This is a genomic window from Curtobacterium sp. VKM Ac-2889 (assembly GCF_015350855.1).
Lineage (GTDB): Bacteria > Actinomycetota > Actinomycetes > Actinomycetales > Microbacteriaceae > Curtobacterium > Curtobacterium poinsettiae.
The window spans coordinates 845996-869599 of sequence record NZ_JADKSC010000002.1; the positions used below are offsets into that span (position 1 = coordinate 845996).

Annotated in this window: 24 protein-coding genes; 9 read left to right on the plus strand and 15 right to left on the minus strand. The window is 70.4% G+C overall.

All coding sequences use genetic code 11. From position 1 onward, the window contains the following. Positions 1-167 precede the first annotated feature (167 nt). On the plus strand, positions 168-1799 hold the full coding sequence (locus tag ITJ50_RS09765) for an ABC-F family ATP-binding cassette domain-containing protein (protein WP_194590395.1): 1632 nt from the start codon (positions 168-170) through the stop codon (positions 1797-1799). Positions 1800-1829: 30 nt separating this feature from the next. On the opposite strand, the gene ITJ50_RS09770 is transcribed toward ITJ50_RS09765, so the two are convergent. The 4 genes from ITJ50_RS09770 to ITJ50_RS09785 form a co-directional block, all read right to left on the minus strand. After that, a complete protein-coding gene (locus ITJ50_RS09770) occupies positions 1830-2525 on the minus strand; it encodes an SDR family oxidoreductase (protein ID WP_194590396.1) in 696 nt (231 codons plus the stop codon). 10 nt (positions 2526-2535) lie between these two features. Continuing rightward, positions 2536-3027 carry a DedA family protein gene (locus tag ITJ50_RS09775; RefSeq protein ID WP_017886411.1) on the minus strand — a complete coding sequence of 164 codons (492 nt, stop codon included), beginning with the start codon at positions 3025-3027 and terminating at the stop codon, positions 2536-2538. Between the two features lie 61 nt (positions 3028-3088). Then, entirely contained in the window at positions 3089-4120 is a 1032-nt protein-coding gene (locus ITJ50_RS09780; RefSeq protein ID WP_194590397.1) for a YihY/virulence factor BrkB family protein, read from the minus strand. 4 nt (positions 4121-4124) lie between these two features. Next, positions 4125-4640 carry a hypothetical protein gene (locus tag ITJ50_RS09785; protein ID WP_194590398.1) on the minus strand — a complete coding sequence of 172 codons (516 nt, stop codon included), beginning with the start codon at positions 4638-4640 and terminating at the stop codon, positions 4125-4127. 63 nt (positions 4641-4703) lie between these two features. On the opposite strand from ITJ50_RS09785, the gene ITJ50_RS09790 reads away from it, so the two are divergent. Further along, the gene (locus tag ITJ50_RS09790) at positions 4704-5444 is read left to right on the plus strand and encodes an MBL fold metallo-hydrolase (protein ID WP_042538661.1); all 741 of its coding nucleotides are present in this window, start codon (positions 4704-4706) and stop codon (positions 5442-5444) included. Positions 5445-5610: 166 nt separating this feature from the next. On the opposite strand, the gene ITJ50_RS09795 is transcribed toward ITJ50_RS09790, so the two are convergent. The 7 genes from ITJ50_RS09795 to ITJ50_RS09825 all read right to left on the minus strand — a co-directional run bounded on the left by ITJ50_RS09795 (position 5611) and on the right by ITJ50_RS09825 (position 12029). After that, the gene (locus ITJ50_RS09795) at positions 5611-6654 is read right to left on the minus strand and encodes a Gfo/Idh/MocA family protein (protein WP_017886415.1); all 1044 of its coding nucleotides are present in this window, start codon (positions 6652-6654) and stop codon (positions 5611-5613) included. 73 nt (positions 6655-6727) lie between these two features. After that, on the minus strand, positions 6728-7654 hold the full coding sequence (locus ITJ50_RS09800) for a prenyltransferase (protein WP_194590399.1): 927 nt from the start codon (positions 7652-7654) through the stop codon (positions 6728-6730). Further along, positions 7651-8070, minus strand: coding sequence for a lycopene cyclase domain-containing protein (locus tag ITJ50_RS09805; protein ID WP_017886417.1), 420 nt, complete (start codon positions 8068-8070; stop codon positions 7651-7653). Before ITJ50_RS09805 ends, ITJ50_RS09800 begins: the two co-directional genes overlap by 4 nt. After that, positions 8067-8399 carry a lycopene cyclase domain-containing protein gene (locus tag ITJ50_RS09810; RefSeq protein WP_017886418.1) on the minus strand — a complete coding sequence of 111 codons (333 nt, stop codon included), beginning with the start codon at positions 8397-8399 and terminating at the stop codon, positions 8067-8069. Before ITJ50_RS09810 ends, ITJ50_RS09805 begins: the two co-directional genes overlap by 4 nt. Further along, positions 8399-10039, minus strand: coding sequence for a phytoene desaturase family protein (gene crtI / locus ITJ50_RS09815; protein WP_082509494.1), 1641 nt, complete (start codon positions 10037-10039; stop codon positions 8399-8401). The genes ITJ50_RS09810 and crtI overlap by 1 nt, the downstream gene beginning before the upstream one ends. Then, positions 10036-10974, minus strand: a complete 939-nt coding sequence (locus tag ITJ50_RS09820; RefSeq protein WP_194590400.1) for a phytoene/squalene synthase family protein — start codon at positions 10972-10974, stop codon at positions 10036-10038. The genes crtI and ITJ50_RS09820 overlap by 4 nt, the downstream gene beginning before the upstream one ends. Then, entirely contained in the window at positions 10971-12029 is a 1059-nt protein-coding gene (locus ITJ50_RS09825) for a polyprenyl synthetase family protein (RefSeq protein WP_017886421.1), read from the minus strand. Before ITJ50_RS09825 ends, ITJ50_RS09820 begins: the two co-directional genes overlap by 4 nt. Before the next feature lie 21 nt (positions 12030-12050). Here ITJ50_RS09825 and idi point away from each other — a divergent pair, with 21 nt between their 5' ends. After that, positions 12051-12593, plus strand: coding sequence for an isopentenyl-diphosphate Delta-isomerase (gene idi, locus ITJ50_RS09830; RefSeq protein ID WP_056069633.1), 543 nt, complete (start codon positions 12051-12053; stop codon positions 12591-12593). A 125-nt stretch (positions 12594-12718) separates the two neighbouring features. Here the strand turns inward: idi and ITJ50_RS09835 are convergent, their stop codons facing one another. Further along, positions 12719-13582 carry a hypothetical protein gene (locus tag ITJ50_RS09835; protein ID WP_194590401.1) on the minus strand — a complete coding sequence of 288 codons (864 nt, stop codon included), beginning with the start codon at positions 13580-13582 and terminating at the stop codon, positions 12719-12721. 329 nt (positions 13583-13911) lie between these two features. Between ITJ50_RS09835 and ITJ50_RS09840 the strand changes: the two genes are divergently transcribed. The 5 genes from ITJ50_RS09840 (at position 13912) to ITJ50_RS09860 (ending at position 20621) form a co-directional block, all read left to right on the plus strand. Then, the gene (locus ITJ50_RS09840; RefSeq protein WP_056069638.1) at positions 13912-14961 is read left to right on the plus strand and encodes a magnesium and cobalt transport protein CorA; all 1050 of its coding nucleotides are present in this window, start codon (positions 13912-13914) and stop codon (positions 14959-14961) included. 116 nt (positions 14962-15077) lie between these two features. After that, on the plus strand, positions 15078-16097 hold the full coding sequence (locus ITJ50_RS09845; RefSeq protein ID WP_017886425.1) for a LacI family DNA-binding transcriptional regulator: 1020 nt from the start codon (positions 15078-15080) through the stop codon (positions 16095-16097). A gap of 546 nt (positions 16098-16643) precedes the next feature. After that, a complete protein-coding gene (gene mmsA, locus ITJ50_RS09850; protein WP_042538695.1) occupies positions 16644-18167 on the plus strand; it encodes a multiple monosaccharide ABC transporter ATP-binding protein in 1524 nt (507 codons plus the stop codon). After that, a complete protein-coding gene (mmsB, locus tag ITJ50_RS09855; protein WP_017886427.1) occupies positions 18164-19456 on the plus strand; it encodes a multiple monosaccharide ABC transporter permease in 1293 nt (430 codons plus the stop codon). Before mmsA ends, mmsB begins: the two co-directional genes overlap by 4 nt. Before the next feature lie 61 nt (positions 19457-19517). Continuing rightward, positions 19518-20621: a sugar-binding protein gene (locus ITJ50_RS09860; RefSeq protein ID WP_017886428.1), complete on the plus strand. Its 1104-nt coding sequence runs from the start codon at positions 19518-19520 to the stop codon at positions 20619-20621. A 245-nt stretch (positions 20622-20866) separates the two neighbouring features. Here the strand turns inward: ITJ50_RS09860 and ITJ50_RS09865 are convergent, their stop codons facing one another. The 3 genes from ITJ50_RS09865 to dcd form a co-directional block, all read right to left on the minus strand. Continuing rightward, positions 20867-21214: a DUF86 domain-containing protein gene (locus ITJ50_RS09865; protein WP_071251832.1), complete on the minus strand. Its 348-nt coding sequence runs from the start codon at positions 21212-21214 to the stop codon at positions 20867-20869. Then, positions 21211-21726 (minus strand): helix-turn-helix domain-containing protein, encoded by a 516-nt coding sequence (locus ITJ50_RS09870; RefSeq protein WP_071251833.1) that lies wholly within the window; start codon positions 21724-21726, stop codon positions 21211-21213. Before ITJ50_RS09870 ends, ITJ50_RS09865 begins: the two co-directional genes overlap by 4 nt. A gap of 92 nt (positions 21727-21818) precedes the next feature. Further along, positions 21819-22406, minus strand: coding sequence for a dCTP deaminase (gene dcd / locus ITJ50_RS09875; RefSeq protein WP_056069652.1), 588 nt, complete (start codon positions 22404-22406; stop codon positions 21819-21821). Between the two features lie 83 nt (positions 22407-22489). Between dcd and ITJ50_RS09880 the strand changes: the two genes are divergently transcribed. Then, positions 22490-23581 carry a GNAT family N-acetyltransferase gene (locus ITJ50_RS09880; protein WP_071251834.1) on the plus strand — a complete coding sequence of 364 codons (1092 nt, stop codon included), beginning with the start codon at positions 22490-22492 and terminating at the stop codon, positions 23579-23581. Positions 23582-23604 lie beyond the last annotated feature (23 nt).

The window sequence follows — 23604 nt, forward strand, 5'->3', positions numbered from 1 at the left end:
GATGGCGGACACGGGGGTCCCCCGACGGAAGCAGACGGATTGCTGTCGATCACCGGTACCGCTCAGCCCACGCGCTGACACCGTGATCGCGCGCCCCGTCGGGCGCTCCACCGCACCGCGGTGGCCTCGGTGTCGTGCGCCCAGCATCGACACCGGGAGACACCTCCATGCCGACCAGTCCGTCCGTCGTCCTGCACGACGTCACCTTCGCCTGGCCCGACGGCACCGTCGCGCTCGACCACCTCACCGCCGCCTTCGGACGAGGCCGGACCGGCCTGGTCGGGAGGAACGGGGCCGGCAAGTCCACGCTGGTCCGGCTCGTGACCGGCCGGCTCCACCCCACGTCGGGCAGCATCGCGACGTCGGGTCCCGTCGACCACCTGCCGCAACGACTCTCCCCACCGGCACGGCCTGATCGCCGCTGGCGCGTCGATCAGGAACCGGCGGCGTGGGCCCACGCCAGCGCGGACGACACCGTCGCCGACCTGCTCGGCATCCGGCCCACACTCACCGCGCTCCGGGCCGTCCTGGCCGGAGACGCCACGGCCGCACAACTCGAGGCAGTCGGCGACGACTGGGACCTGGAGGAACGGGCCGCCGCGGTGCTCGACCGGGTCGGGCTCGACGGCACCGACCTCGACCGGCCGGTGTCGACGCTGTCCGGCGGGCAGTCCGTGCTCGTCGCCGTCGCCGGGGTGCGGTTGCGCGCGCGACCGATCGTGTTCCTGGACGAGCCCACGAACAACCTGGACCGTCGGGCCCGCGGGCTGCTCCTCGACCTGGTCGACGACTGGCGCGGAACGCTCGTGCTCGTCAGCCACGACCGGGAACTCCTGGAACACGTCGACGAGACCGTGGAGCTCCGCGCCGGGGCGGTGACCGTGTTCGGCGGGACCTTCAGCGCGTTCGAGGAGCACCTCGCCGTGCAGCAGGCGGCCGTCGAGCGCGAGGTCCGGGTCGCCGAGCAGCGGCACCGTACCGAGAAGCGGCAGCGCATCGAGGCGGAGACGAAGATCGCCCGTCGTGCCAAGGCGGGCGAGAAGGCGGGCCGCTCGATGCCGAAGATCCTGGCGAACGAGCAGCGGAAGAAGGCGCAGGAGACCGCCGGTCGTCTGCGCGTCGGGTACGCGGACGACGAAGCTGCCGCACTTGCGTCCCAGCGTGAGGCCGAACTCCGTCTGCGCGACGACGAGTCGATCCACGTCACCCTGCCCGACCCGGACGTGCCGGCATCGCGTCGGATCGCCACCGTGACCGTCCGCGGACGGGACGTCATCGTGCAGGGGCCGGAACGGATCGCCGTCACCGGGGACAACGGCGTCGGCAAGTCCACGCTGCTCGAGCAGCTCGTCGGCGACCCCGCGGCCCGGGAGCACCCGCTGCCGGCGACCACGGCCGTCGCCCACGTCGACCGGATCGCGTACCTGCCGCAGCGGAAGGACAGCCTGGACGACACCGCCACGGTGCTCGACAACGTGCGCCGGGACGCCCCGCACGTGCCCGTCGCCGAGGTCCGGAACCGGCTGGCGAAGTTCCTGGTGCGCGGCGACACCGTCGACCGTCCGGCCGGGGACCTGTCCGGCGGGGAACGGTTCCGGGTTGCGCTGGCTGCCCTGGTGCTCGCCGACCCGCCGCCGCAGCTGCTCGTGCTCGACGAGCCCACGAACGACCTCGACCTGACGAGCGTCGACCAGCTCGTGGACGCGCTGCGGGCCTACCGAGGTGCACTCGTCGTGGTGAGCCACGACGAGACGTTCCTGGAACGGCTCGAGCTCGACGAACGGATCGAGCTGCGGTAGTCGGTCGTCGGCGCCGTCGCCGTCAGCGCGTCAGCGCCGTCGGGTCGGTCGGATCGCGAGCGACTCGACGGTGCCGCGCTCGGGCAGGTCGACGACGGTGCGGACCGCGGCGGCGACGTCCTCGGGCGCCAGGTAGTAGTCGGTGTCGTAGGACTCCCCGAGCTTCGCCACGAGCTGCCGCTGCATGTCCGAGTCGGTCCGGCCCGGGTGGACGCTCGACACCCGCACGCCGTTCGCCCGCTCCTCTTCGCGCAGGGCATCGGCGAAGGCCCGCAGCGCGAACTTCGACGCCGCGTACACGCCACCGCCGGGGCCCGAGTGGAACCCGGAGCCGCTGTTGATCGGCACGACGATGCCCCGGGCCGCCCGCAGTGCCGGCAGCGCCAGCCGGGTGAGCTCGGCGACCGCGAACACGTTCGTCGCGAAGACCTGCTCCCACACCGCGCGCGGGGTGTCGGCGACGGTGGTGCCCTGCTCGACACCGGCGGAGTGCACGAGCACGTCGAGGCGCGCCGGCAGCGCCGGGACCTCGCCCGCGCCCAGGTCACCGACGAACGGCGCCGCGCTCGGCAGTTCCTGGACGAGGGCGTCCACGGCGTCGGCGGATCGGCCACCCACGAGCACGTGGTGGGTGCGGCCGAGGTCGGCGGCGATCGCGCGGCCGATGCCGCGGGTGGCTCCGGTCACCAGGGCGACCGGACGGTTCAGGAGCTGGTCTGTCGTCACGGAGGCCAGCCTACGGAAGCCGGGCCGGGCCTCCTGTGCGGTCACGGCGACGACGCAGGACCGTCAGTGCGACGCCGGCGACGACCACGAGACCAGCGAGCGCCACGATGCCCCACGGCGAGCCGGCGAGCGCCGCGACGACCGCCCAGAACACGGCGAGCCCGACGGTCGCGTACAGGAAGGCCCACGCGACGCAGCCAGGGACCATCGCGATCGTGTACCGCCACCAGGCGACCCGTGCCAGCCCTGCTGCGGCGTTCATCACCGTCTGCAGGCCGACCACGACGAAGCTCACCGTGACGACAGGCAGGCCCCAGCGGTCGAGCAGCGCCGAACCACGACGGACCGCCGGCGACCGCAGCCACCCGCCCCACCGCGAGCGGGACGCACCCGTCACCGCGAGCCGCGCGACCCAGTACGTGGCCTGCGCACGGCAGAACACGATCGCGAAGAGCGCGAGGACGAGCCACCGGAACGGGAGCCCCTCGAGGAAGGACGGCACGCTCGCACCGTAGCGTCCCGACCCGGAGAGCGCCCGTCAGCGCCGGTCGGACGCGCGACCCTCAGTCGTTGTCGACGCCCTGGCGGATGCGGATGCCCTCGAGCACGTCATGCGCGCGCTGCTCGTCCTGCTTCTCGATCTGGCGGGTGTCGCGCTCGGGGAGCTGGATGTCCTCCTCTGCACGGATGCCGGCCTGCAGCTCGCGGCCCCGCTCGATCTCGGCGTCGAACTCGGCACCGAAGAGCAGGGCGTTGTTCGTGATCCAGATCCACAGCAGGAACACGATGACCCCACCCAGGGAGCCGTACGTGGCGTTGTAGTTCGAGAAGTTCCCGACGTAGAACCCGAACCCGACGCTCGCGATGACCCAGATGAGGATCGCCAGGATCGACCCGCCGCTGACCCAGCGGAACTTCGGCTGCTTGACGTTCGGCGACCAGTAGTAGAGCACCGCGACGACGATGATCGCGATGACGAGCAGGATCGGCCACTGCACGATCAGCAGCACGGTCGCGGCGACGTCGCCCAGGCCGATGACGTCGCCGAAGCTCCGGGCGAGCGGCCCGCTCACCAGCACGAGCAGGCCGACCACGAGCAGGACGACGGTGGTCACCGTGACGCCGAGCATGGTCGGGCGGAGCTTCCAGATCGGCCGGCCCTCGCGGACGTTGTAGATCCGGTTCATCGAGCGACCGAAGGCGCCGACGTAGCCGGAGGCGGACCAGAGGGCTCCGACGACACCGACGATGAACGTGATCGGGGCGGCGGGCGAGCGGACGAGCCCCTCGAGCGGCTCCCTGATCAGGTCCACGACCTGGTCGGACCCGATGTTGCCGACGATCTGCAGCAGGGTCTTGATCGTGTTGTCGGCCTGCCCGACCAGGCCGAGCAGCGACACGACCGCCAGCAGCCCGGGGAACAGCGCGAGCACCGAGTAGTACGTCAGGCTCGCGGCCAGGTCGGTGCACTGGTCGCTCGTGAACTCGCGCAGCGTCTTCTTCAGCGTGTAGACGAGCGTCGGCTTCTTCAGGTCGGTGGGGTTGTCGGGCTTCCGGGAGTCGTCCGGGTCCGGCTTCTGCTCTTCGTGCGCCATGGGACTAGCCTCTCGCCTTCACGGCCGCCTTCGACCGCTTGACCGCCTGCTTGCGGTTCTTGTTCGCGCGTCGCTGCACCGCGGCGATGCCGACCTGCTGCTTCACGCGGCCCCGGTGCGCCGGGTCACGCTCGAGGGCTTCCTCGGCGGCCTTCGCCCGTGCCTTGCGACCCTTCCGACCGCCCTGCGACCGCTCCTGCGCCGACGGGGCGTCACCCCGAGCGCCGAACGGCAGCAGCGCGGTGAAGGCCGAGCTCGCCGGCGGCTGCGCCAGGTGCCCGGCGGGCTTGTTCCGGAGCGCGACACCGAGGACGATCGCCGCGACACCGGTCAGGCCGGTCAGCCCCATCGCCACCAGGGGCGTGGGGTCGCGGTGCCACCGCTGCTTCGTCTTGGCGACCGCCAGACGGGTGCGGGCGGGCAGGTCCGCGCGCCGCTTCAGCTCCGTCACGGTGTCCGTGATGCGCTCGCGCGTGCGCACGTTGGCGAGTTCGAGCTCGGGCAGACTGTCCTTGGCCATTCCCCATTTCGTACACGTCCCACCCGGGATGCTGCCCAGCAGCCCGCGCCTACCGTGCCGCACATGCTCTTCCGGGACACCGCCGAGGGGATCCACCGCCTCGAGATCGCACACACCAACACGTACCTCGTCGAGACCGGCGACCGGTTGCTCGTCATCGACGCGGGGTTGCCCGCCGCGTGGCCGCACCTGCAGCTCGCCGTGCACGACCTGGGCTACACGCCCGATCGGGTCGAGGGCCTGCTGCTCACGCACGGGCACTTCGACCACGTCGGAACCGCTGCGCGGATGCACCGCGACTGGGGCACGCCCGTCTTCGTGCACCCGGGCGACCGGCACCTCGCCGCGCACCCGTACTCGTACCGGCCCCAGGCGAACCGCTTCGGGTTCGTGGCGCTGCACCCGGGCGGCCTGCGTCCCCTGGGTCGGATGCTGCTCGCCGGTGCGGCCACGGTCGACGGCATCGCCGACACCGAGCCGCTGGAGAACCGCGCCGACGTGCCCGGCACCCCGTGGATCATCGAGACACCCGGCCACACCGACGGGCACGTGGCCCTGCACTTCGCCGACCGCGACGCCGTGATCGCCGGGGACGCGCTCGTCACCTTCGACCCGTACACCGGCGGGATCGGACCGCGGATCGTCGCACCTGCGGCGACGTCGGACGTCGACACGGCGGTCGCGTCGCTCGAGCTGCTGGCGGACACCGAGGCGAAGCACGTGCTGCCGGGCCACGGGCCAGCCTGGTCGCTCGGCGTGCGGCGGGCCGTCGCGCAGGCGCGGCGGGCGGCGGGCGCCGCCTGACGCGAGACCAGCTCGCGAGTCCACGCGCGCAGCGACACGTCACGGGCGCTCCGACGCGTGGACTGTCGGTGAGCGCGAAAGGTCCCCGACGCGGTGGAGCGACCGACGACGGCCTGGAGGCGCGGTGCGGGCCCGCCCCGTGCCTCCAGGCCGTCGGTGGGTGCGGTCAGGACGGGACGACGACGTCCTCGGGCAGGCCGGACGCCGCGGAGCGGCCGGCGGCCTCCATCAGCGCGAGGCTCCGCAGGTTGTCGCGCCCACTCGTCTCCGGGGCGGGACCGCCCTGCACCGAGCGGGCGAACGCCTGCAGGCCGCCCTGGCGGTCGGTGTGTGCGAGCACGGGGAGCTCGACCACTTCGGCCTCGTCGTCCTGGGTGCGGCGGACGGTCACCCGGTCGCCGGCAACGGCGTTCGGCTCGCCGTCGCGGCTCGTGAACCAGACTTCGCCGTCCTCACCCTCGATGCTCCACTCGCCGGCCCACGCGGTGCGCGGGCCGCGGCTCAGCCAGCTGCCGCGGTAGTTGACGACCGTGCCGCCGTCGAGCTCGATGATCATCGAGGCGACCGCTTCGTCCTGGTACTTGCTGTAGGCGGGGTAGCTGGCCTTGGCGAAGACGCGAACGGCCTCTTGCCCGGTGATCATCCTGAGCAGGTCGAAGTGGTGGATCGCCATGTCGTTGATCATCGCGTGCGGGAACCGGTAGTGCGGGTACGTCTCGGCGGGCTGGTCGTTGTCCCACTGCCGGAAGTCGACGTTGATCGCGGAGACCTCACCGACGACGTCGGCCTCGAGCATCTCCTGCACGACCCGCGGTGCCGGGTACCAGCGGTAGTTCTGGCTGACCTGCAGCACCAGGCCGAGCTCCTCGGCGCGGCGGACCGCGGTGACGGCCTCGTCGGTGGTGTTCGCGAACGGCTTCTCGACCAGGACGTGCTTGCCGGCCTCGAGCGCCTCGAGCGCGAGCGGCACGTGCGTCACGGCCGGGGCGGTGATGACGACGGCATCGGCCTCGACCGTGGCGAGCGCCTCGGTCAGGGACGCGAACGCGGCGGAGGCCGGGAGCCCGAGGTCGGTCCGCACGGCCTCGAGCGTCGGCGCCGACGGGTCGACGATCCCGACCACCTGCACTTCCGACACCTCTGGGATGGCGGTGCGGGCCCAGTTGCCGCCCCACCCTCCGAGACCGACGTGGATGATCCGGACGCTCATGCGTGCACTCCTTCGTGGCTGCCGTCGTGGCTGGTGTCGCACCACGGTCGCCGCGGTGCGTGCGTCCAGTCTGTCAGTGCGTGTAGGCGTACGCGATGAGTGCCATCGTGACGATGAAGCCCGCCAGGTAGTTGATCCAGAGGAACCGCTTCCAGCCGGCGTTCGCGGCCTCGGCGCCCTGGTCGGTGATGTTCCACCACGGCAGCACGTTGAGCGCGTACGGGAGGACCACGATCGCGGCGATCGGCCCGGGGAACGCCGAGAACAGCAGGGCGACGCCGGCGACCAGGTACGCGACGAAGGCCAGCCGCACGGTCGCCCGCGCACCGATGACGGTGGCGACCGAGCCGATGCCGCCGGCCCGGTCGGCCAGGACGTCCTGCACGGCACCGAACGCGTGCGAGGCCACGCCCCACAGGAAGAACGCGATGCACACGGCGACGAGCTCGCCGGTCCAGTGCGGCCCCGCGAGGGCGAGACCGAAGATCGCCGGCGAGACGAAGTGCGTGCTCGACGTGAGCGAGTCGAGGAACGGCTTCTCCTTGAACCGCAGCCCCGGCGCCGAGTACGCGATGACCGCGAAGACGCTGATCGCCAGGACGAGCCACGACCACGGACAGTTGCCGCTGACCGCGCCGAGCACCACGAGCGCGACGAGGAAGGGGACGTTCGTGACGACGACGGCCCACAGCGTGGCACGGTGCACGCTCCTGTCGAGCAGGGCGCCCTCGACGCCGCCCTTCCGCGGGTTGCGCAGGTCGGACTCGTAGTCGAAGACGTCGTTGATGCCGTACATCGCCAGGTTGTAGGGCACCAGGAAGTACACGACACCGACCAGGAACGCGATCAGCGAGAACCCGCCGCCGCCCTCGACGCCGACCCCGCTGCCGAGCAGGTACGCCGCGCCGAACGGGTACGCGGTGTTCACCCAGCTGATCGGCCGCGACGACACGAACAGGGCGCGCAGGGTCGACGGCCTGGAGGCGGTGCTGGCGTTCACTTCGTGTCCTCTGCTGGTGCTGGCTCCGCTGGTGCTGGTGCTGGGGTCGGGTGGGGCGCGGGGCGCGCGCCGGTCCGGTCGAACAGGACCCACAGGCTGGGCAGCAGCACGATGGCGGACATCGCGTAGGCGAGGTCTTCGACCGGGATCGCACCGATCTTCGCACCGCTGATGAGCGAGGGGTCGTAGGCGACGATGCGCAGCGTGACGATGACGTTGTCGAACACCATCGTCATCACCAGCAGCGCGATGCCCGCGATCACGGACGTGAGCACCGCGACCCGGCGACCCACCGCGGGCAGCCGACCCGCGGCGCGTGCACGGCGCGCGGCGACGACCCCGGCGATGACGCCGACGGCGGCCGTGACGCCGAAGAACGGCAGGGCCAGGAGCGCGTACGCCCCGGCGCCGTTCACGCCTGCCGCCGGTCGGTCGCCCGCTGGACGAGCGGCCGGACGAACCCGACCAGGTCCATCGTCGAGTAGCAGAGCAGCAGCAGGAAGAAGAGCTCCTCGAGCGGGACCTCGGGCGCCAGGAGCACCCCGGTGAGCAGGTTCTGCGGCCCGATGAAGAAGATGCCGGCCGCGACACCGGCGATGTCCCACACCATGAAGAACGCGACCCCGACGACCGTCACGGCCGCCGCCCGCCACGGCGCCCGCCAGAAGAACAACCGGAAGCGGGCGTCCAGCACGGTCATGCCGACCAGGGACACCACCAGGCCGGCGAGGTACAGCCCTGGCATCAGGCGGTCTCGGTCCGGTCCCTCGGGGCCCCGAGGGGTGTCGGCAGCGGCTCGGTGCTCCGGTCGCCGTGGATGCGCTTGAGCAGGACCTCGGCGCTGATCAGGCACATCGGCAGACCGATGCCCGGGATCGTCGAGGCGCCGACGTAGTACAGCCCCTCGACCTTCTTCGACGCGTTCTTCTCGCGGAAGAACGCGCTCTGCTTCAGCGTGTGCGCCGGACCGAGCATCGAGCCGCTCCAGGCGTTCAGGTCGTCGGCGAAGTCGCGGGGCCCGATGGTGCGACGGACCCGGATGCGGTCGCGCAGGTCCGGCACCCCGGCACGCTCGGCCAGCACGTCGATCGCACGGTCGGCGATCTGCTCGACCTGGTAGTCGCCGGCGCCGTCGATGCCACCCTTGCCGATCGACAGGTCGGCGGGCAGGGGCACCAGGATGAACAGGTTGCTGGTGCCGGGCGGGGAGACGCTCGGGTCGGTCTCGGACGGGGCGCAGACGTAGATCGACGCGGGGTCCGGCACGTGCCGGTCGTCCCCGAAGATCGCGCCGAAGTTGGCCTTCCAGTCCGCGGTGAACATCAGGGTGTGGTGCAGCAGCCCCGGCGTCGGACCGTCGATGCCCAGGTACACGAGCACCGCGCTCGGCCCCGGGTCGCGCTTCTTCCAGTGGTCGGCACCGTGGGTGCGGTGCTCCCGCTCGAGCAGCTGCATCTCGGTGTGCTGCAGGTCGGCCGCGCTGACCACGAGGTCCGCGGGGGCCGTGTGCTGCACGCCGTCGCGGTCGCGGTGGACGACACCGGTGGCGACGCCGTCCTCGACGACGATCCGTTCGACCTTCGCGCCGGCGATGATCTTCGCGCCCTCGGCACGGGCGACCCGCTCGACGGCGGAGATCACCTCGGTGATGCCGCCCTTCGGGTAGAGCACGCCGTCGGACAGGTCCAGGTGGCTCATCAGGTGGTACATGCTCGGCGCCGCGTACGGGCTCGTGCCGAGGAACACCGCCGGGTAGCCGAGGATCTGCCACAGGCGGCGATCGCGCACGGCGGTCTCGGCGAAGGTCGAGAGCGGCTCGAGCAGCAGGCGCGCGAGCTTCGGCAGGCGCCGGAGCACGTCGGGTGCCGCGAGCTTCGTGAGGTCCTGGAACGTCGTGTACAGGAACCTGCGGACGGCCATCCGGTAGGTGTCCTCGGCCGACGCCAGGTACTTCCGCATCCGCTCGCCGGCACCGGGCTCGATGGACTCGAACAGCTCGATGTTGGCCTCGGCGTCGGCGCGCAGGTCGATCGGCTCGTCGTGGCCCTCGCTGTAGACGCGGTAGCCGGGGTCGAGCTTCACCAGGTCGAGCTCGGCCTCGGCTGACGTGCCGAGCAGCTGGAAGAAGTGGTCGAACACCTCGGGCATGAGGTACCACGACGGCCCGGTGTCGAACCGGAACCCGTCCTGCTCCCACGAACCGGCACGGCCGCCGAGCTGCGTGCGCTGCTCGAGCACCGTCACCGAGAAGCCGTCGCGGGCGAGCAGCGCAGCGGCCGCCAGGCCGCTGATGCCGCCGCCGATGACGACGGCACGACGTGCCGGCACCTTGCGCCGGGTGGTGGGGGCGACCGTCTTCGGTCGGGAGGCGCGGGGCGGGGTCATGACGAGCCTCCCGGCCGGTGGGTGGTTGCGCGCGACCGGAGCGGTCCGCGTCCGGCGAGGACCTGTGCCGCGAGGCGGACCTTCACCGGGTTGGGGACGCGCACGCGCGTCGTGACGAGACGGCTCGCCGGGGTGCGCGCGAGTCGGTCGTTGAGTTCCTGGAAGAGCGCGTGTGCGAGCCCGACGGCGTTGCGGGCATCGGCCGGCAGCAGGCGGATCGTCCGCGCGGCGTGGTCGAGGTCGGCCTGCACGTCGGCGACCAGGCGGTGCTTCGTGGCCTCGTCGAAGGAACGGATGTCGACGCCCGGGAAGTACGAGCGACCGAGCACCTCGAAGTCGGCGTGCAGGTCACGCAGGAAGTTCACCTTCTGGAACGCCGCACCGAGCGCACGCGCCCCGGCGACGAGCTCGGCCTGGTCGAACGTCGGCTTGCCCGCGCGGTACACGAACGCACGCAGGCACATCAGGCCCACGACCTCGGCCGAGCCGTACACGTACGCGTCGAACGAGGCGTCGTCGTGCTCGGTGCGCTCGAGGTCCATGCGCATCGAGGCGAAGAACGGGGCGGTGAGCTCGGCGCCGAAGCCGGTGGTGTGGGCGGTGCGGGCGAAGGCGTGGACCACCGGGTTCACCGAGAAGCCGAGCGCGATGGCCCGTTCGGTGTCGGCCTCGAGCTCGTCGAGCACGGTCCGGGCGAGCTCGCGGTCGAGCCCGGCCTCGGTCGCGGGGCCGTCGACGACCTCGTCCGCGACGCGGACCAGCGCGTAGACGTTGCGGATGTGCTCGCGCGTGTCGCGGGCGAGCATGCGGCTCGCCAGGCCGAAGGACGTGGAGTACCGGTCGATGACGACACCCGACGCGGCCTCGGCCGTCGCGTCGTAGAGCTGGAGGCGAGCCGGACGGGATCCGGTCGCCGTGGTGGTGCTGTGGGTCACCGGGCGCGCTCCACGAGTTCGGTCACGAGGGCCTCCAGGCGGTCGGCGAGTTCGTACGGCAGCCGGGCGAGTTCGGCCCGGGCGAGTGCGGTGTGGTCAGCGACACGTGCTTCCGCGGCGCCGCGCGCACCGCAGGACACCAGGGTCGCACGGACCTCGTCCGCGCGGGCCTCGGTCAGGTCCGGGTCACCCAGGTACGGCTCGAGGTCGGGCCAGCAGTCGGTGGTCGCCGCGTACGCGATGAGCATGGTGCGCTTGCCCTCGCGCAGGTCGCCGAGCACGGTCTTGCCGGTCATGGTCTCGTCGCCGAACACCCCGAGCAGGTCGTCGACGATCTGGTAGGCGATGCCGATCTCGCGGCCGAAGGCACCGAGGGCGGTGACGATCTCCTCGTCGGCGCCGGCCAGCACCGCACCGGACTGCAGCGGCGCCTCGAACGAGTACACGCTCGTCTTCGCCCGCTCCATCGCCAGGACCTCGTCCACCGTCGGCATCACCCCGAGTGCCAGGTCGACGTCGGTCATCTCGCCGGCGGCGCTGGCGAACACGGCCTCGTCGAACAGCTCGAGCAACCGCTCACGCCGGGTGCCGTCGACGCCCGCGGCCTCGATGAACCGAGGTGCCCCGGCGAGCGCCAGGTCACCGGCGATCACAGCGGCACTCATCCCCCGGTGCTCGGCGGTCGGCAACGGCAGTCCACCCGTCGTCCCGTTGTCACGGAACGACCCGGCGACGTTCGGCTGCCCGCGGCGCGACCAGTCACGGTCGATGACGTCGTCGTGCACCACCAGCGCGGTGTGCAGGAGTTCGTAGGCCGCCGCGACGTTGGCGGCGGCGTGCGCGTCGGTGCCGCCCATGCCGGCGTACGCGGTCATGACCATGCGCGGCCGGAAGCGCTTGCCGCCCATGCTCGCCTTGCGGAGCACGCGCCACAGCTCTTCCGACGGTCGGCCGTAGCGCTCGGCGCGCGCCGACGACACGGCGAAGAAGCGCTCGAGGCAGTCGTCGACGAGCGCGAGGTCGATGTGCGGCACGGTGGTCGCTTCCTCGCTCATTGGCCTAACCTATCGACTCAGATGAACGCTTTCCCTGAATCCGTGGTGCTCCTGTCCGACGACCGTACCCCGATCGGCACGGCGGACAAGTTCACGGTCCACACTGCCCACACGCCCCTGCACCTGGCCTTCTCGTGCCACGTCCGGAACACCGACGGCGACGTCCTGGTGACCCGACGAGCGCTGTCGAAGAAGACCTGGCCGGGGGTGTGGACGAACACCTTCTGCGGTCACCCCGGTCCGGACGAGTCCTTCGAGGACGCGATCGCCCGTCGCGCCGCTCGCGAACTCGGCATCACCATCCGTGACGTCGAGGTCGTGCTGCCGGAGTTCCGGTACCGCGCGGTCGACGCGTCGGGCATCGTGGAGAACGAGGTCTGCCCCGTCTTCCGTGCCGTGACCGACGACACCCCGGCGCCCGCGGACGACGAGGTCGCCGAGTGGGCCTGGCTGTCCGAGGATTCTCTCAGGCAGGCCGTCGCCGGTGCGCCGTTCGCCTGGAGCCCGTGGCTCGGGTGGCAGCTGGCCGAGCTCGAGACCGCTGGGTTGCACGTCACGCGCTGACGCTGCTGCGTCTGCGTCTGCGTGTGCACCTGCGCCTGAGCGAATGCGCGCCGGCGCTGCGCGGAGTCGGCCGTTGCGGCCTGGCAGGGTGGACAGCGACGCCTGCCAGGCCCCTACCGGGCCGCTCAGGACCAGGCGTTCGACACGCACTTCGCGATCGTGCCCGTCGTGAAGCCAGCCGCCGCGGCGAGACACGGAGCGCAGAGCACCATGGTCGCGCAGGCTGCGCCGCACGCGACGCCGAGGACTGCGATCACCGCCCAGCTGATCCCGATGCTGTTGAGGCAGTTGTTCAGTCGCTTCCAGTCGAGGCCGTACGTCCCGACGGACGATGCCTGCTCCGCTTCGGTTCCCTGTGTGAGGTCCACGTTCTTGGTCAGCTGACCGTCCTGCCACATCGCGAAGTGCACCACGGTTGCGGACGTCATCGCGGAGGCCATCTCGGTGATGGTCGTCTCACCGTCCACGGTCACGAACGAGAGCTTCGTCATCTCCGGGACGTCGGTCCCGAGGAGCGGGACCGAGACGACGTCGGCGCCCTCGTAGGTGTAGGCAGTGGCACCAGCCCAGTCAGGTCGCAGTCCTGAGCGTGCGGAGTACCCCGCTTCCCGAGCCGCCGAGACCGCATTCGAACTCCGGTTGCGCCCTTCGACTCGGAGCTGCGAAGCGAGCTGGACGAGCCGTCCTGTGCCGGAGGGGTCCGTGACCGTCACGGCACTCGACGCGTCGGCTCGTGCCGGCGCCACGACGCCGACGAGCGCGATCGCTGCAGCGGCCGCGGCGACGAACGCCACCCCCGAGAGTGCCAGCGTGCTCTTCTGACGGGGACGCCTCGGTCGCATCTCACGGATCGACGCTGTGCCGATGCCGGCGGCGCCCAGGAGCCACCACACGACGGCGACATCGCGGAACCCCGGGGCGAACGACAAGGCGACGCACCCGATCGACGCCAGGATGATCCCGATGGTGGGCGACTGCTTCTTGACCATGACACTCCTTCGTGTTGGCATCCAGTGTTCTGGATATCAGGACACTAGCGTCCGGGTCGGGGTGCAGCAAGGGTTCTCATGACCGATGTGGAAAGCCGAGATCGAAGTTGTCCGACCCACGCCGCAGGCGTACGCTCGACGGTCGGCAGCGCTCTGGGCGCCGCCACGACGAGACGAGAAGGGCAGGTGAGGCGCGATGTCGGGTGACCATCCTCGATCGGGCCGGCCGCCCGTGTCGGTCGTCGCGCCCGTTCGCTGACCCTGCCCCGCCCCGGATCGCCTCCGGGGTGCCATCGCGCCCGCCTGCTCCCCACCGAAGGAGCACGCACATGGCACTGATCGACAACGCGATCTACGTCCGGGGACGCCGCGTGGAGTCTCCGTCGACCCTGTCGCGCCCGGCTCGTGGTGACCTGACCTGGATCGGGCTGCTCCGGCCCGACCCGCACGAGCTCGAGGCCGTCGCCACCGAGTTCGACCTGCACGAGAACGCCGTCGAGGACGCCCGCAAGGGGCACCAGCGCGCCAAGCTCGAGCGGTACGGCGACACCCTGTTCCTGGTGCTCCGGCCGGCCTGGTTCGACCCGTCCGAGGGCACCGTGGAGTTCGGCGAGGTCCACCTGTTCGTCGGCGACCACTTCGTCGTCAGCGTCCGGCACGCCGCGCGCCCCGACCTGGCGGCACTGCGGGCACAGGTCGAGGCGGACCCGGAGTTCCTGGCGAAGGGGTCCGAGGCGGTCACCGCGGCCGTGCTCGACGAGGTCGTCGACGGGTACGGCCCCGTCGTCCAGGTGCTGCAGGAGCAGATCGACGCCATCGAGGACCAGCTGTTCGCCGGGCAGGTCGACCCCGGGGTCTCGAAGCGCATCTACCAGCTGCTCAGCGAGGTCCTGGCGTTCCAGCGCGCGACCACCCCGGTGCCCGCGATGGTGACCGGGCTGCTCCGCGGTGCCGACAAGTACGGCGTGGACGACGACGTGCAGCACCGGCTCCGCAACGTGCACGACCACGCGCTCCGCGTCACCGAGCGGGTCGACTCGTTCCGCGCCCTGCTCGAGAACGCCCTGACCCTGCACGCCACCCTGGTGTCGCAGGAGCAGAACGAGGCGATGCGGCGGATGACCAGCGCGAGCCTGGCGCAGGGCGAGGAGAGCCGGCAACTCGCCCGGGCAGCACACCGCCAGGGCGAGGAGGTCAAGAAGATCTCGTCGTGGGCGGCGATCCTGTTCGCGCCCGGCCTGATCGCCGGTGTCTACGGGATGAACTTCGACCACATGCCCGAGCTGCACTGGCACTACGGCTACCCGGTCGCGATCCTCGGCATGCTCCTGCTGATGGGCGTGCTCTGGGCGATCTTCCGCAAGCGCAACTGGCTCTGAGCGGACGGCGGATCGGCGCACAGGTGGCGCCGATCCGCTGGACGTGCATAATGATCTGGCCCGGATGTGAACGTGCACATCGATGTGCCACGACACCCGGGCGGAAACGAGCAGCAATGGCGTCATCGCGGACACAGCAACCGCGTTCGCCCAGCATCCGTGACGTCGCACGGATCGCGGGCGTCTCGCACCAGACCGTCTCGCGGGTGCTGAACAACTCGGACGCGATCCGGGCCGAGACGCGGGACAAGGTCCTGGCGGCCATGGAGCAGCTGCAGTACCGGCCGAACCGGGCCGCGCGCGCCCTGGTGACGAGCCGGACGCACACGATCGGCGTCCTGACGGCCCGTCGCGCCCACTACGGTCCCGCGGTCGCACTGCAGGCGATCGAGGACGCCGCGATGCTGCGCGGCTACTCCGTCACGACGGCGAACATCGCCGAGGCGACCGACGCCGCCGTGCGTGAAGGGCTCGGACACCTGCTCGACCTGGACGTCGAGGGCATCGTCGTCATCGCGCCCCAGCAGCGGGTCTTCGACCTGATCGCCGAGCTCGGAATCCGCACCCCCTACGTCACCATGCGTGCCAGCGTCGGCGAGGACCCCACGGCCCTGTGGGTGGACCAGATGGAGGGCGCACGACTCGCGACCGCGCACCTGCTCGACCTGGGACACGAGTACGTCCGGCACATCGCCGGCCCACAGGACTGGATCGAGGCCGACGCCCGCATGCAGGGGTTCCTGCGCGAGATGTCCGACCGCGACATGGCCGTCGCCCCGCCGATCCTGGGCGACTGGACCGCCGACTTCGGCTACCACGCCGGCCGCGAGCTGCTGCGGTGGCGGGACTGCACCGCGATCTTCTGCTCGAACGACCAGATGGCGCTCGGCGTCATGCACGCGGCGCGCTCGTACGGGCTCGACGTCCCGGGGGACCTGTCCGTGGTCGGCTACGACGACATCCCCGAGGCGAAGCACTTCTGGCCGCCGCTCACCACGGTGCAGGTCGACTTCGCCGAGCTCGGGCGTCGCTGCGTGGACCTGCTGCTGCCGAGTGAGGGCGAGCTCCTCCGCCCGATCGACATCGTCCCGCAGCTGGTCGTGCGCGCTTCGACGAGCGCACCCCGCACGCGCTGACGTGCTCGGGGCCGGCGGCGGCGGAGTACCTGCCGCAAACGGGCATCCCTGCCACGAACTTCCGACCAGGGATGCCCGGAAGCGCCAGGGACGCCCGCTCCGACACGGCGAGCGCGGCTCCGGACGCGCCCACGAACCGGACGGGAGGCGCGTGGCGGCGCCGCCCCGCGCCGCCCGTCCGCCGCAGGCGGATCCACGCAACGAACGCGTGCTCCGGAGGCCCCTGGCCCCAGCCCGGGGGACGTTCCCTCCGGATCACGCACGCCGTTACGAAAACGCGACCAATCCGAATTGACAGCCGCACCGAGGCTGTGCGTAAATTGCCTCCGTCCAGCCGATGTGACCGTTCACATGAGCGTCACACCGCGCCGGATCCGGACGCGACAACGAAGTCCACACAGGCCCCCTGTGCTTTCGCTGCCGCAGCAGAACCACCCGAACACACTGCCGCACCGAAGCGGCAGAAGGAGATGCACTGTGGCGTCAACCCCGATCGACACCGGCCTCGAGACCCGGTCGATCACCGCACCCGAGACCATCCTCGAGATGCGCTCGATCACCAAGGAGTTCCCTGGTGTGAAGGCGCTGGCCGACGTCTCCCTCAGCGTCCGCGCCGGCGAGATCCACGCGATCTGCGGCGAGAACGGCGCCGGCAAGTCGACCTTGATGAAGGTCCTGTCGGGCGTCTACCCGTACGGCACCTACAGCGGCGAGATCGTCTACGAGGGCGAGGAAGTCCGCTTCTCGAACATCAAGCAGTCCGAGCAGGCCGGCATCGTCATCATCCACCAGGAGCTGGCGCTCGTCCCGGAGCTCTCGATCACCGAGAACCTGTTCCTGGGCAACGAGCCGAGCCGCGCTGGCGTCATCAACTGGACCGCCGCGCAGCTCCGTGCGCAGGACCTGCTCGCCCGCGTCGGCCTGGCCGACGACCCGGACACGCAGATCAAGAACATCGGTGTCGGCAAGCAGCAGCTCGTCGAGATCGCGAAGGCCCTGCACAAGGACGTCAAGCTGCTGATCCTCGACGAGCCGACCGCCGCGCTCAACGAGAACGACTCGCAGCACCTGCTCGACCTGATCGTCGGGCTGAAGGCCAAGGGCATCGCGAGCATCATCATCAGCCACAAGCTCAACGAGATCGAGCAGATCGCGGACGAGATCACGATCATCCGTGACGGCAAGGCCATCGAGACGCTCAACGTCAAGGCGGACGGCGTCAACGAGGACCGCATCATCCGCGGCATGGTCGGCCGCTCGCTCGAGTCGCGTTTCCCCGACCGCACCCCGAAGATCGGCGAGACCTTCTTCGAGGTCCGCAACTGGACCGTGCAGCACCCGATCGACCCGTCGCGTCTGGTCTGCAAGGCGTCGAACTTCCACGTCCGCAAGGGCGAGATCGTCGGCTTCGCCGGCCTGATGGGCGCCGGACGCACCGAGCTGGCGATGAGCCTGTTCGGTCGCTCCTACGGCACCTGGCTCGACGGCCAGATCATCAAGGACGGCCGCGAGATCAAGGTCACGAACGTCCAGCAGGCGATCGAGAACGGCATCGGCTACGTCTCCGAGGACCGCAAGGCGCTCGGCCTGAACCTGCTCGACACCGTGAAGCGCTCGACGGTCGCCGCCGACCTGCAGAAGATCTCGAAGGCCGGTGTCGTCGACTCGCTCGAGGAGTACTCGGTCGCCGAGAAGTACCGCAAGATGCTCCGCACCAAGGTGCCGAGCGTCGAGGACAACGTCGGCAAGCTCTCTGGTGGCAACCAGCAGAAGGTCGTCCTGTCCAAGTGGATGTTCACCGACCCGGACATCCTGATCCTCGACGAGCCCACCCGCGGTATCGACGTGGGCGCCAAGTTCGAGATCTACGGGATCATCCAGCAGCTCGCGGCCGAGGGGAAGGGCATCATCCTCATCTCGTCCGAGCTGCCCGAACTCCTCGGTCTCTCCGACCGGATCTACACCATCTTCGAGGGCCAGATCACCGCTGACCTCCCGGCCGACCAGGCCGATCCCGAATCGCTCATGCGCAGCATGACCTCCGCGCGGAAGGGCGCCACCGCCTCATGAACAACCTGAAACTGCTCTTCGGCAAGGGCAACTCGATCGGCCAGTACGGCATGATCATCGCCCTCATCGTGCTGCTCGCGTTCTTCGCGGTCACGACGAAGGGGCTCATCCTCGAGCCGACCAACGTCATCAACCTGTTCCTGCAGTACTCCTACATCCTGATCCTGGCGCTCGGCATGGTCATGGTCATCATCGCGGGGCACATCGACCTGTCGGTGGGTTCGGTCGCGGCCGTCGTCGGCATCGTCGTGGCGCAGTCGATGTCCGTGTGGAACTTCCCGGTGTGGGCCGCGATCATCCTGGGCCTGGCCTGCGGTGCCGCGATCGGCGCCTGGCAGGGCTTCTGGGTGGCGTTCGTGAAGGTCCCGGCCTTCATCGTGACGCTGGCCGGTCAGCTCATCTTCCGTGGCGTGAACCAGATCATCGGCAACTCGACGTCCGTCCCCGTGCCGAACGACTTCACCCCGATCGGCGCCGGCTTCCTCGGTGACTTCGGCCCCGACTTCGGCTACAGCAACGGCACGCTGCTCATCGGGCTCGTCACGATCCTCGCGCTCATCATCATCGAGGCCCGTGGCCGTGCCCGCCGCCGGAAGATGCAGGCCGAGGTCCCGCCGCTGTGGGTCTCGATCGTCCGCACCGGCATCCTGGTCGCCGTCACGCTCGTCGCCACGTACCTGTTCGGCGCCGGTCCGGTCGGCACCTCGGTCCCGATCGTCGCGATCATCCTCGGGGTCCTGACCATCGTCTACGGCTTCGTCACGAAGAACACGATCTTCGGTCGCCAGGTCTACGCCGTCGGTGGCAACGCCAACGCCGCGATCCTGTCCGGCGTCTCGGCGAAGAAGGTCAACTTCTTCGTCATGATGAACATGTCGGTCCTCGCCGCGATCGCCGGCATGGTGTTCGTCGCCTACTCCGGCGCCTCGGGCCCCGCGGACGGCACCGGCTGGGAGCTCGACGCGATCGCCGCCGTGTTCGTCGGTGGCGCAGCGGTCGCCGGTGGTGTCGGCACGATCTCCGGCTCGATCATCGGTGGTCTCGTGATGGCGCTGCTGTCGAACGGCCTGCAGCTGATGGGCCTCGAGTCCAACCAGGTGCAGATCATCCGCGGTCTCGTCCTGCTCGTCGCCGTCGCCTTCGACGTCTACTCGAAGTCGCAGGGTCGTCCGTCCCTCATCGGGGGCATGATGCGGCAGTTCCAGCGGAAGGACACCGAGGAGAACACGGTGGCCGCCCAGCAGCCGCGGTCGATCGACGGTCAGCCCGACAAGCCGACCCTCCCCTAGTCCCAACTCCCCACACCGGGGCCTCGGCCCCACACCTCCTCAACGAAGAGAAAGCACTCACATGCGCAAGAAGATCGTCGCCGGCCTCAGCCTGGCGCTCATCGCGGGCCTCGCCCTCAGCGGCTGCTCGTCGCGCGGCTCGTCCGACGACGCCGGCAGCAGCAGCACCATCAAGAAGGGCGACCTCATCGGCGTCGCCCTGCCGGCCAAGACCTCGCAGAACTGGGTCCTCGCTGGTGCCGCGTTCAAGAAGTCGATCGAGGACGCCGGCTTCAAGGCCGACATCCAGTACGCCAACGCCGGCAACCCGGTGCCCGACCAGCAGTCGCAGATCTCCGGCATGATCACCAAGGGCGCCAAGGCCGTCATCATCGGTGCCGCCGACGGTTCGCAGCTGACCGCGCAGGTCAAGTCCGCCAAGGACCGCGGCGCCGTCGTCATCGCCTGGGACCGCAACATCCTGAACACGAAGAACGTCGACTACTACGTGGCGTTCAACAACTTCAAGGTCGGCCAGCTCCAGGCCGAGGCGCTGCTCAAGGGCCTCGAGGAGAAGAAGGGCGACAAGCCGTACAACGTCGAGCTCTTCGCCGGTTCGCCGGACGACGCCAACGCCACCGTGTTCTTCAACGGTGCGATGGACGTCCTCCAGCCGAAGATCGACGACGGCACGATCAAGGTCGTCTCCGGTCAGACCACGTTCCAGAAGGTCGTCACGCAGGGCTGGCTCGCGCAGAAGGCCCAGTCGCGCATGACCGACCTGCTCGCGCAGTACTACACGGGTGACACCGAGCTCGACGGCGTCCTGTCGCCGAACGACACCCTCGCCCGTGCGATCCTCACCGCGACCAAGGCCGCCGGCAAGGACAACCCCGTCGTGACCGGTCAGGACTCCGAGACCGCGTCGATCCCGCTCATCATGCAGGGCACGCAGTACTCGACGATCTTCAAGGACACCACGAAGGAAGCCCAGGCTGCCGTCGACCTCGTCTCCACCCTGTCGAAGGGCGACAAGCCCGACACCAAGATGGACAAGACGAACAACTACAACGGTGTGAAGACGGTCCCCGCGATCGAGCTCGCACCGGTCCTCGTCACCAAGGACAACGCCGTCGAGGCCTACAAGGGCAACGACACCCTCGAGGAGCTCGCCAAGAAGGGCTGATCTCCCCAGCACCACGGACGGCCCCGTCTCGCCTCGGCGAGACGGGGCCGTCCTGCGCCGTCCGGGGGCCGACCACACGGCGGCCGGGAGGCGCGGCGCAGGTGGCGATCCGTGCCTCCAGTCCGGTGGGTGGTCCGTGGACGCGAGACGCCGGCGTCACGGGAAGACGCCGCGGAATCCGGCGGCGTCTCACGGCACATGACGGCGTCGGCGCAAGACGCCGGCGTCTCGCGCTGCACCTGCTGTCAGGGCTGGGCGGCGCGCAGCCGCCTCGCGGCGTCGGCGAGGTGCGGGACATCCGTCCGCGCGGTGCCGACCACCAGTGCACGGGTGGTGTCGAAGTACCGGCGTGTGAGCCGTTCCCCCAGGTCGGACACCCGCGACCAGGGGATGCCGGGCTCGCTCGCGGTGACCCAGGCGGGGAGCATCCGCACCGCCTCGCCGATCTCGACCAGTCGCATCCGCACGGCATCGTGCACCAGGTCCTCGGGCAGCCGCTCGTCGTCCACGTAGCGCCGGATCGCCTCGCAGGCCCGGATGACGTCGTCGATGCGGTCGCCGACGGCCCGGCGGACCGCCGGGTGCGGGGTCACAACGGCACCGCGGTCCGGACGACCTCGGGAGCCATGCCCGCCGCGTCGACGACGTCGACGCGGACCCCGAGGAGCCGCTCGGCGGCGTCCTGGATGCGCATGAGCGCGAAGATGCCGAGCCCCGGGTCGAGGTCGATCATCAGGTCGACGTCGCTGCCCGGGCCGTCCTCGCCCCGGGCGACGCTGCCGAAGAGCCGCGGCCGGTGACCGCCGAACCGTTCGACGATCGCGATGAGGTCCTGCCGCGCGGCGGTGACTCGCTCGCGCAGGGGCGGTGGTTCCTCGACGGGCTGCAGGTCGATGCTCGTCGTGAAGCCCGCGGCGCGGAGCATCCGCTGCAGCGCCGCGAGGGACGGTTCGCGCCGACCGTTCTCGTACGTGCTGATGACGCTCTGTGTGACGCCGGCACGTCGGGCGAGCTGGACCTGGGTCAGTTCGGCCCGCTCGCGGGCGTCGCGGATGAGCACGGCGGCGGACAGCGGCGTCGCAGGCCGAGGAGGTTCAGCGGACATGCTGCAACGATACACAGCATGCGACATTTCGTCCGCCGGTCTGATCGACGGGGGCGCGAGGGACGGTACGGACCCGCGCGGACCAGCGCGGGTCAGCGGGGGTCGGAGACGTCCGCGCGGTGGAAGTTCTGCGACGAGCGGGACGCGGTCGGGCCGCGCTGGCCCTGGTAGCGGGACTGGTACTCGGCCGAGCCGTAGGGCTTCTCGGCCGGGCTCGACAGCTGGAAGAAGCAGAGCTGGCCGATCTTCATCCCCGGCCACAGCTTGATCGGCAGCGTCGCCACGTTCGACAGCTCGAGCGTCACGTGCCCCGAGAACCCGGGGTCGATGAAGCCCGCGGTCGAGTGGGTCAGGAGTCCGAGCCGGCCGAGCGAGCTCTTGCCCTCGAGCCGCGCGGCGATGTCGTCGGGCAGCGTGACGACCTCGAACGTGGAACCGAGGACGAACTCGCCGGGGTGCAGCACGAACGCCTCGTCCGGGTCGGTCTCGACCAGGCGGGTCAGGTCGGGCTGGTCCACGGCGGGGTCGATGTGCGGGTACTTGTGGTTGTCGAACAACCGGAAGAACTTGTCGAGCCGGACGTCGATGCTCGACGGCTGCACGAGCGAGGCGTCGTACGGGTCGAGGCCGATCCGGCCTTCGGCGAGCTGGGCGGTGATGTCGCGGTCGGAGAGCAGCACGGACGAAGCCTAGCGGCAGCGCACGTCCCGCCGGTATGCTGCCAGGCTGCCCACCACCCGGGCGGGCGGCGTTCGGAGCAGTGATGACCACGTACACCGTCGACGAGATCACGGTCCCCGCCTCGATGGACGACGACCCGGCGGTCGTCTCGGTGTTCCGCGAGTGGGTCGACGTGCAGAACCGGGCCGAGGTCGCGACCACGCACCTGCCCGAGCTGCTCTGGACACCCGAGGAACAGCTGCCCTACCTGATCGACCCGGATGCCCCCAGCCGACTGTTCCTGGTCCGCGACGACGAGGGGACCGCGGTCGGAGTGGGTTCGTACGACTCGAAGGCGACTGCGGACGCCCCGAACTGCTGGATCGCGGTCAGCGTCGCACCCGAGCACCGAGGTCGCGGCGTGGGCACGCTCCTGGCCGAGCACCTGGAGGACGTCGCTCGGGGTCAGGGACGCACGCAGTGGAAGGCCTACGCAGTCTCACGGCAGGTCGGCCCGGCCTCCGGCCCCGGGTACCGACAGGCGCCCACGGGCTTCGGGGCCGTGCCGGAGGACGAGGCAGCGGTCCGGTTCCTGACCCGTCGAGGCTGGCGGCTCGGACAGGTCGACCGGATCAGCCGTCTCGCGCTCCCGGCCGCCGAGGCCGCGGTGGCCGACGTCCGTGCGGCTGCGGACGCCGCGTCGGGTGACCACTACCGCGTGCACACCTGGACAGGACCGACACCCGATCGGTGGCAGTCGGACCTCGTGCTCCTGCTGACCCGGATGAGCACCGACGCCCCGTCGGGCGACATGACCGAGCCCGAGGACGCCTGGACCCTCGAGCGGCTCCGGACGCACGAGCAGCACCTCGAGGAGGGACCCCGGACGATGCGCACCGTCGTGGTCGAGGACACGTCGACCGGGTCACTCGTCGGGTTCACCCAGCTCGCGGTCCCCGGTCCCCGCACCCAGCCGGTGATGCAGGGCGACACCCTGGTGGTCCGGGAACACCGCGGGCTCCGGCTCGGCTGGCTCCTGAAGGCGGTCGGGATCGAGATGGTCCAGCAGGAACATCCGGGGCACCCCTCGATCATCACGTTCAACGCGGAGGAGAACCGCCACATGCTCGACGTGAACGAGGCCGTGGGGTTCGTCGGCGTCGGTTGCGAGGGCGTCTGGGAACGGCGGGTCTGAGCGCGCATCCGAGGGGCCGGTTG

What these genes read in the sequence shown, in the direction of transcription:
- mmsA (WP_042538695.1), top strand. Translation starts at nt 16,644, where the DNA reads ATGCGCTCGATCACCAAGGAGTTCCCTGGTGTGAAGGCGCTGGCCGAC.
- ITJ50_RS09780 (WP_194590397.1), bottom strand. Translation starts at nt 4,120, where the DNA reads ATGGCGCACGAAGAGCAGAAGCCGGACCCGGACGACTCCCGGAAGCCC.
- ITJ50_RS09765 (WP_194590395.1), top strand. Translation starts at nt 168, where the DNA reads ATGCCGACCAGTCCGTCCGTCGTCCTGCACGACGTCACCTTCGCCTGG.
- ITJ50_RS09785 (WP_194590398.1), bottom strand. Translation starts at nt 4,640, where the DNA reads ATGGCCAAGGACAGTCTGCCCGAGCTCGAACTCGCCAACGTGCGCACG.
- mmsB (WP_017886427.1), top strand. Translation starts at nt 18,164, where the DNA reads ATGAACAACCTGAAACTGCTCTTCGGCAAGGGCAACTCGATCGGCCAG.
- idi (WP_056069633.1), top strand. Translation starts at nt 12,051, where the DNA reads ATGAACGCTTTCCCTGAATCCGTGGTGCTCCTGTCCGACGACCGTACC.
- crtI (WP_082509494.1), bottom strand. Translation starts at nt 10,039, where the DNA reads ATGACCCCGCCCCGCGCCTCCCGACCGAAGACGGTCGCCCCCACCACC.
- ITJ50_RS09870 (WP_071251833.1), bottom strand. Translation starts at nt 21,726, where the DNA reads ATGTCCGCTGAACCTCCTCGGCCTGCGACGCCGCTGTCCGCCGCCGTG.
- ITJ50_RS09880 (WP_071251834.1), top strand. Translation starts at nt 22,490, where the DNA reads ATGACCACGTACACCGTCGACGAGATCACGGTCCCCGCCTCGATGGAC.
- ITJ50_RS09825 (WP_017886421.1), bottom strand. Translation starts at nt 12,029, where the DNA reads ATGAGCGAGGAAGCGACCACCGTGCCGCACATCGACCTCGCGCTCGTC.
- ITJ50_RS09790 (WP_042538661.1), top strand. Translation starts at nt 4,704, where the DNA reads ATGCTCTTCCGGGACACCGCCGAGGGGATCCACCGCCTCGAGATCGCA.
- ITJ50_RS09845 (WP_017886425.1), top strand. Translation starts at nt 15,078, where the DNA reads ATGGCGTCATCGCGGACACAGCAACCGCGTTCGCCCAGCATCCGTGAC.
- ITJ50_RS09795 (WP_017886415.1), bottom strand. Translation starts at nt 6,654, where the DNA reads ATGAGCGTCCGGATCATCCACGTCGGTCTCGGAGGGTGGGGCGGCAAC.
- ITJ50_RS09840 (WP_056069638.1), top strand. Translation starts at nt 13,912, where the DNA reads ATGGCACTGATCGACAACGCGATCTACGTCCGGGGACGCCGCGTGGAG.
- ITJ50_RS09860 (WP_017886428.1), top strand. Translation starts at nt 19,518, where the DNA reads ATGCGCAAGAAGATCGTCGCCGGCCTCAGCCTGGCGCTCATCGCGGGC.
- ITJ50_RS09810 (WP_017886418.1), bottom strand. Translation starts at nt 8,399, where the DNA reads ATGCCAGGGCTGTACCTCGCCGGCCTGGTGGTGTCCCTGGTCGGCATG.
- ITJ50_RS09835 (WP_194590401.1), bottom strand. Translation starts at nt 13,582, where the DNA reads ATGGTCAAGAAGCAGTCGCCCACCATCGGGATCATCCTGGCGTCGATC.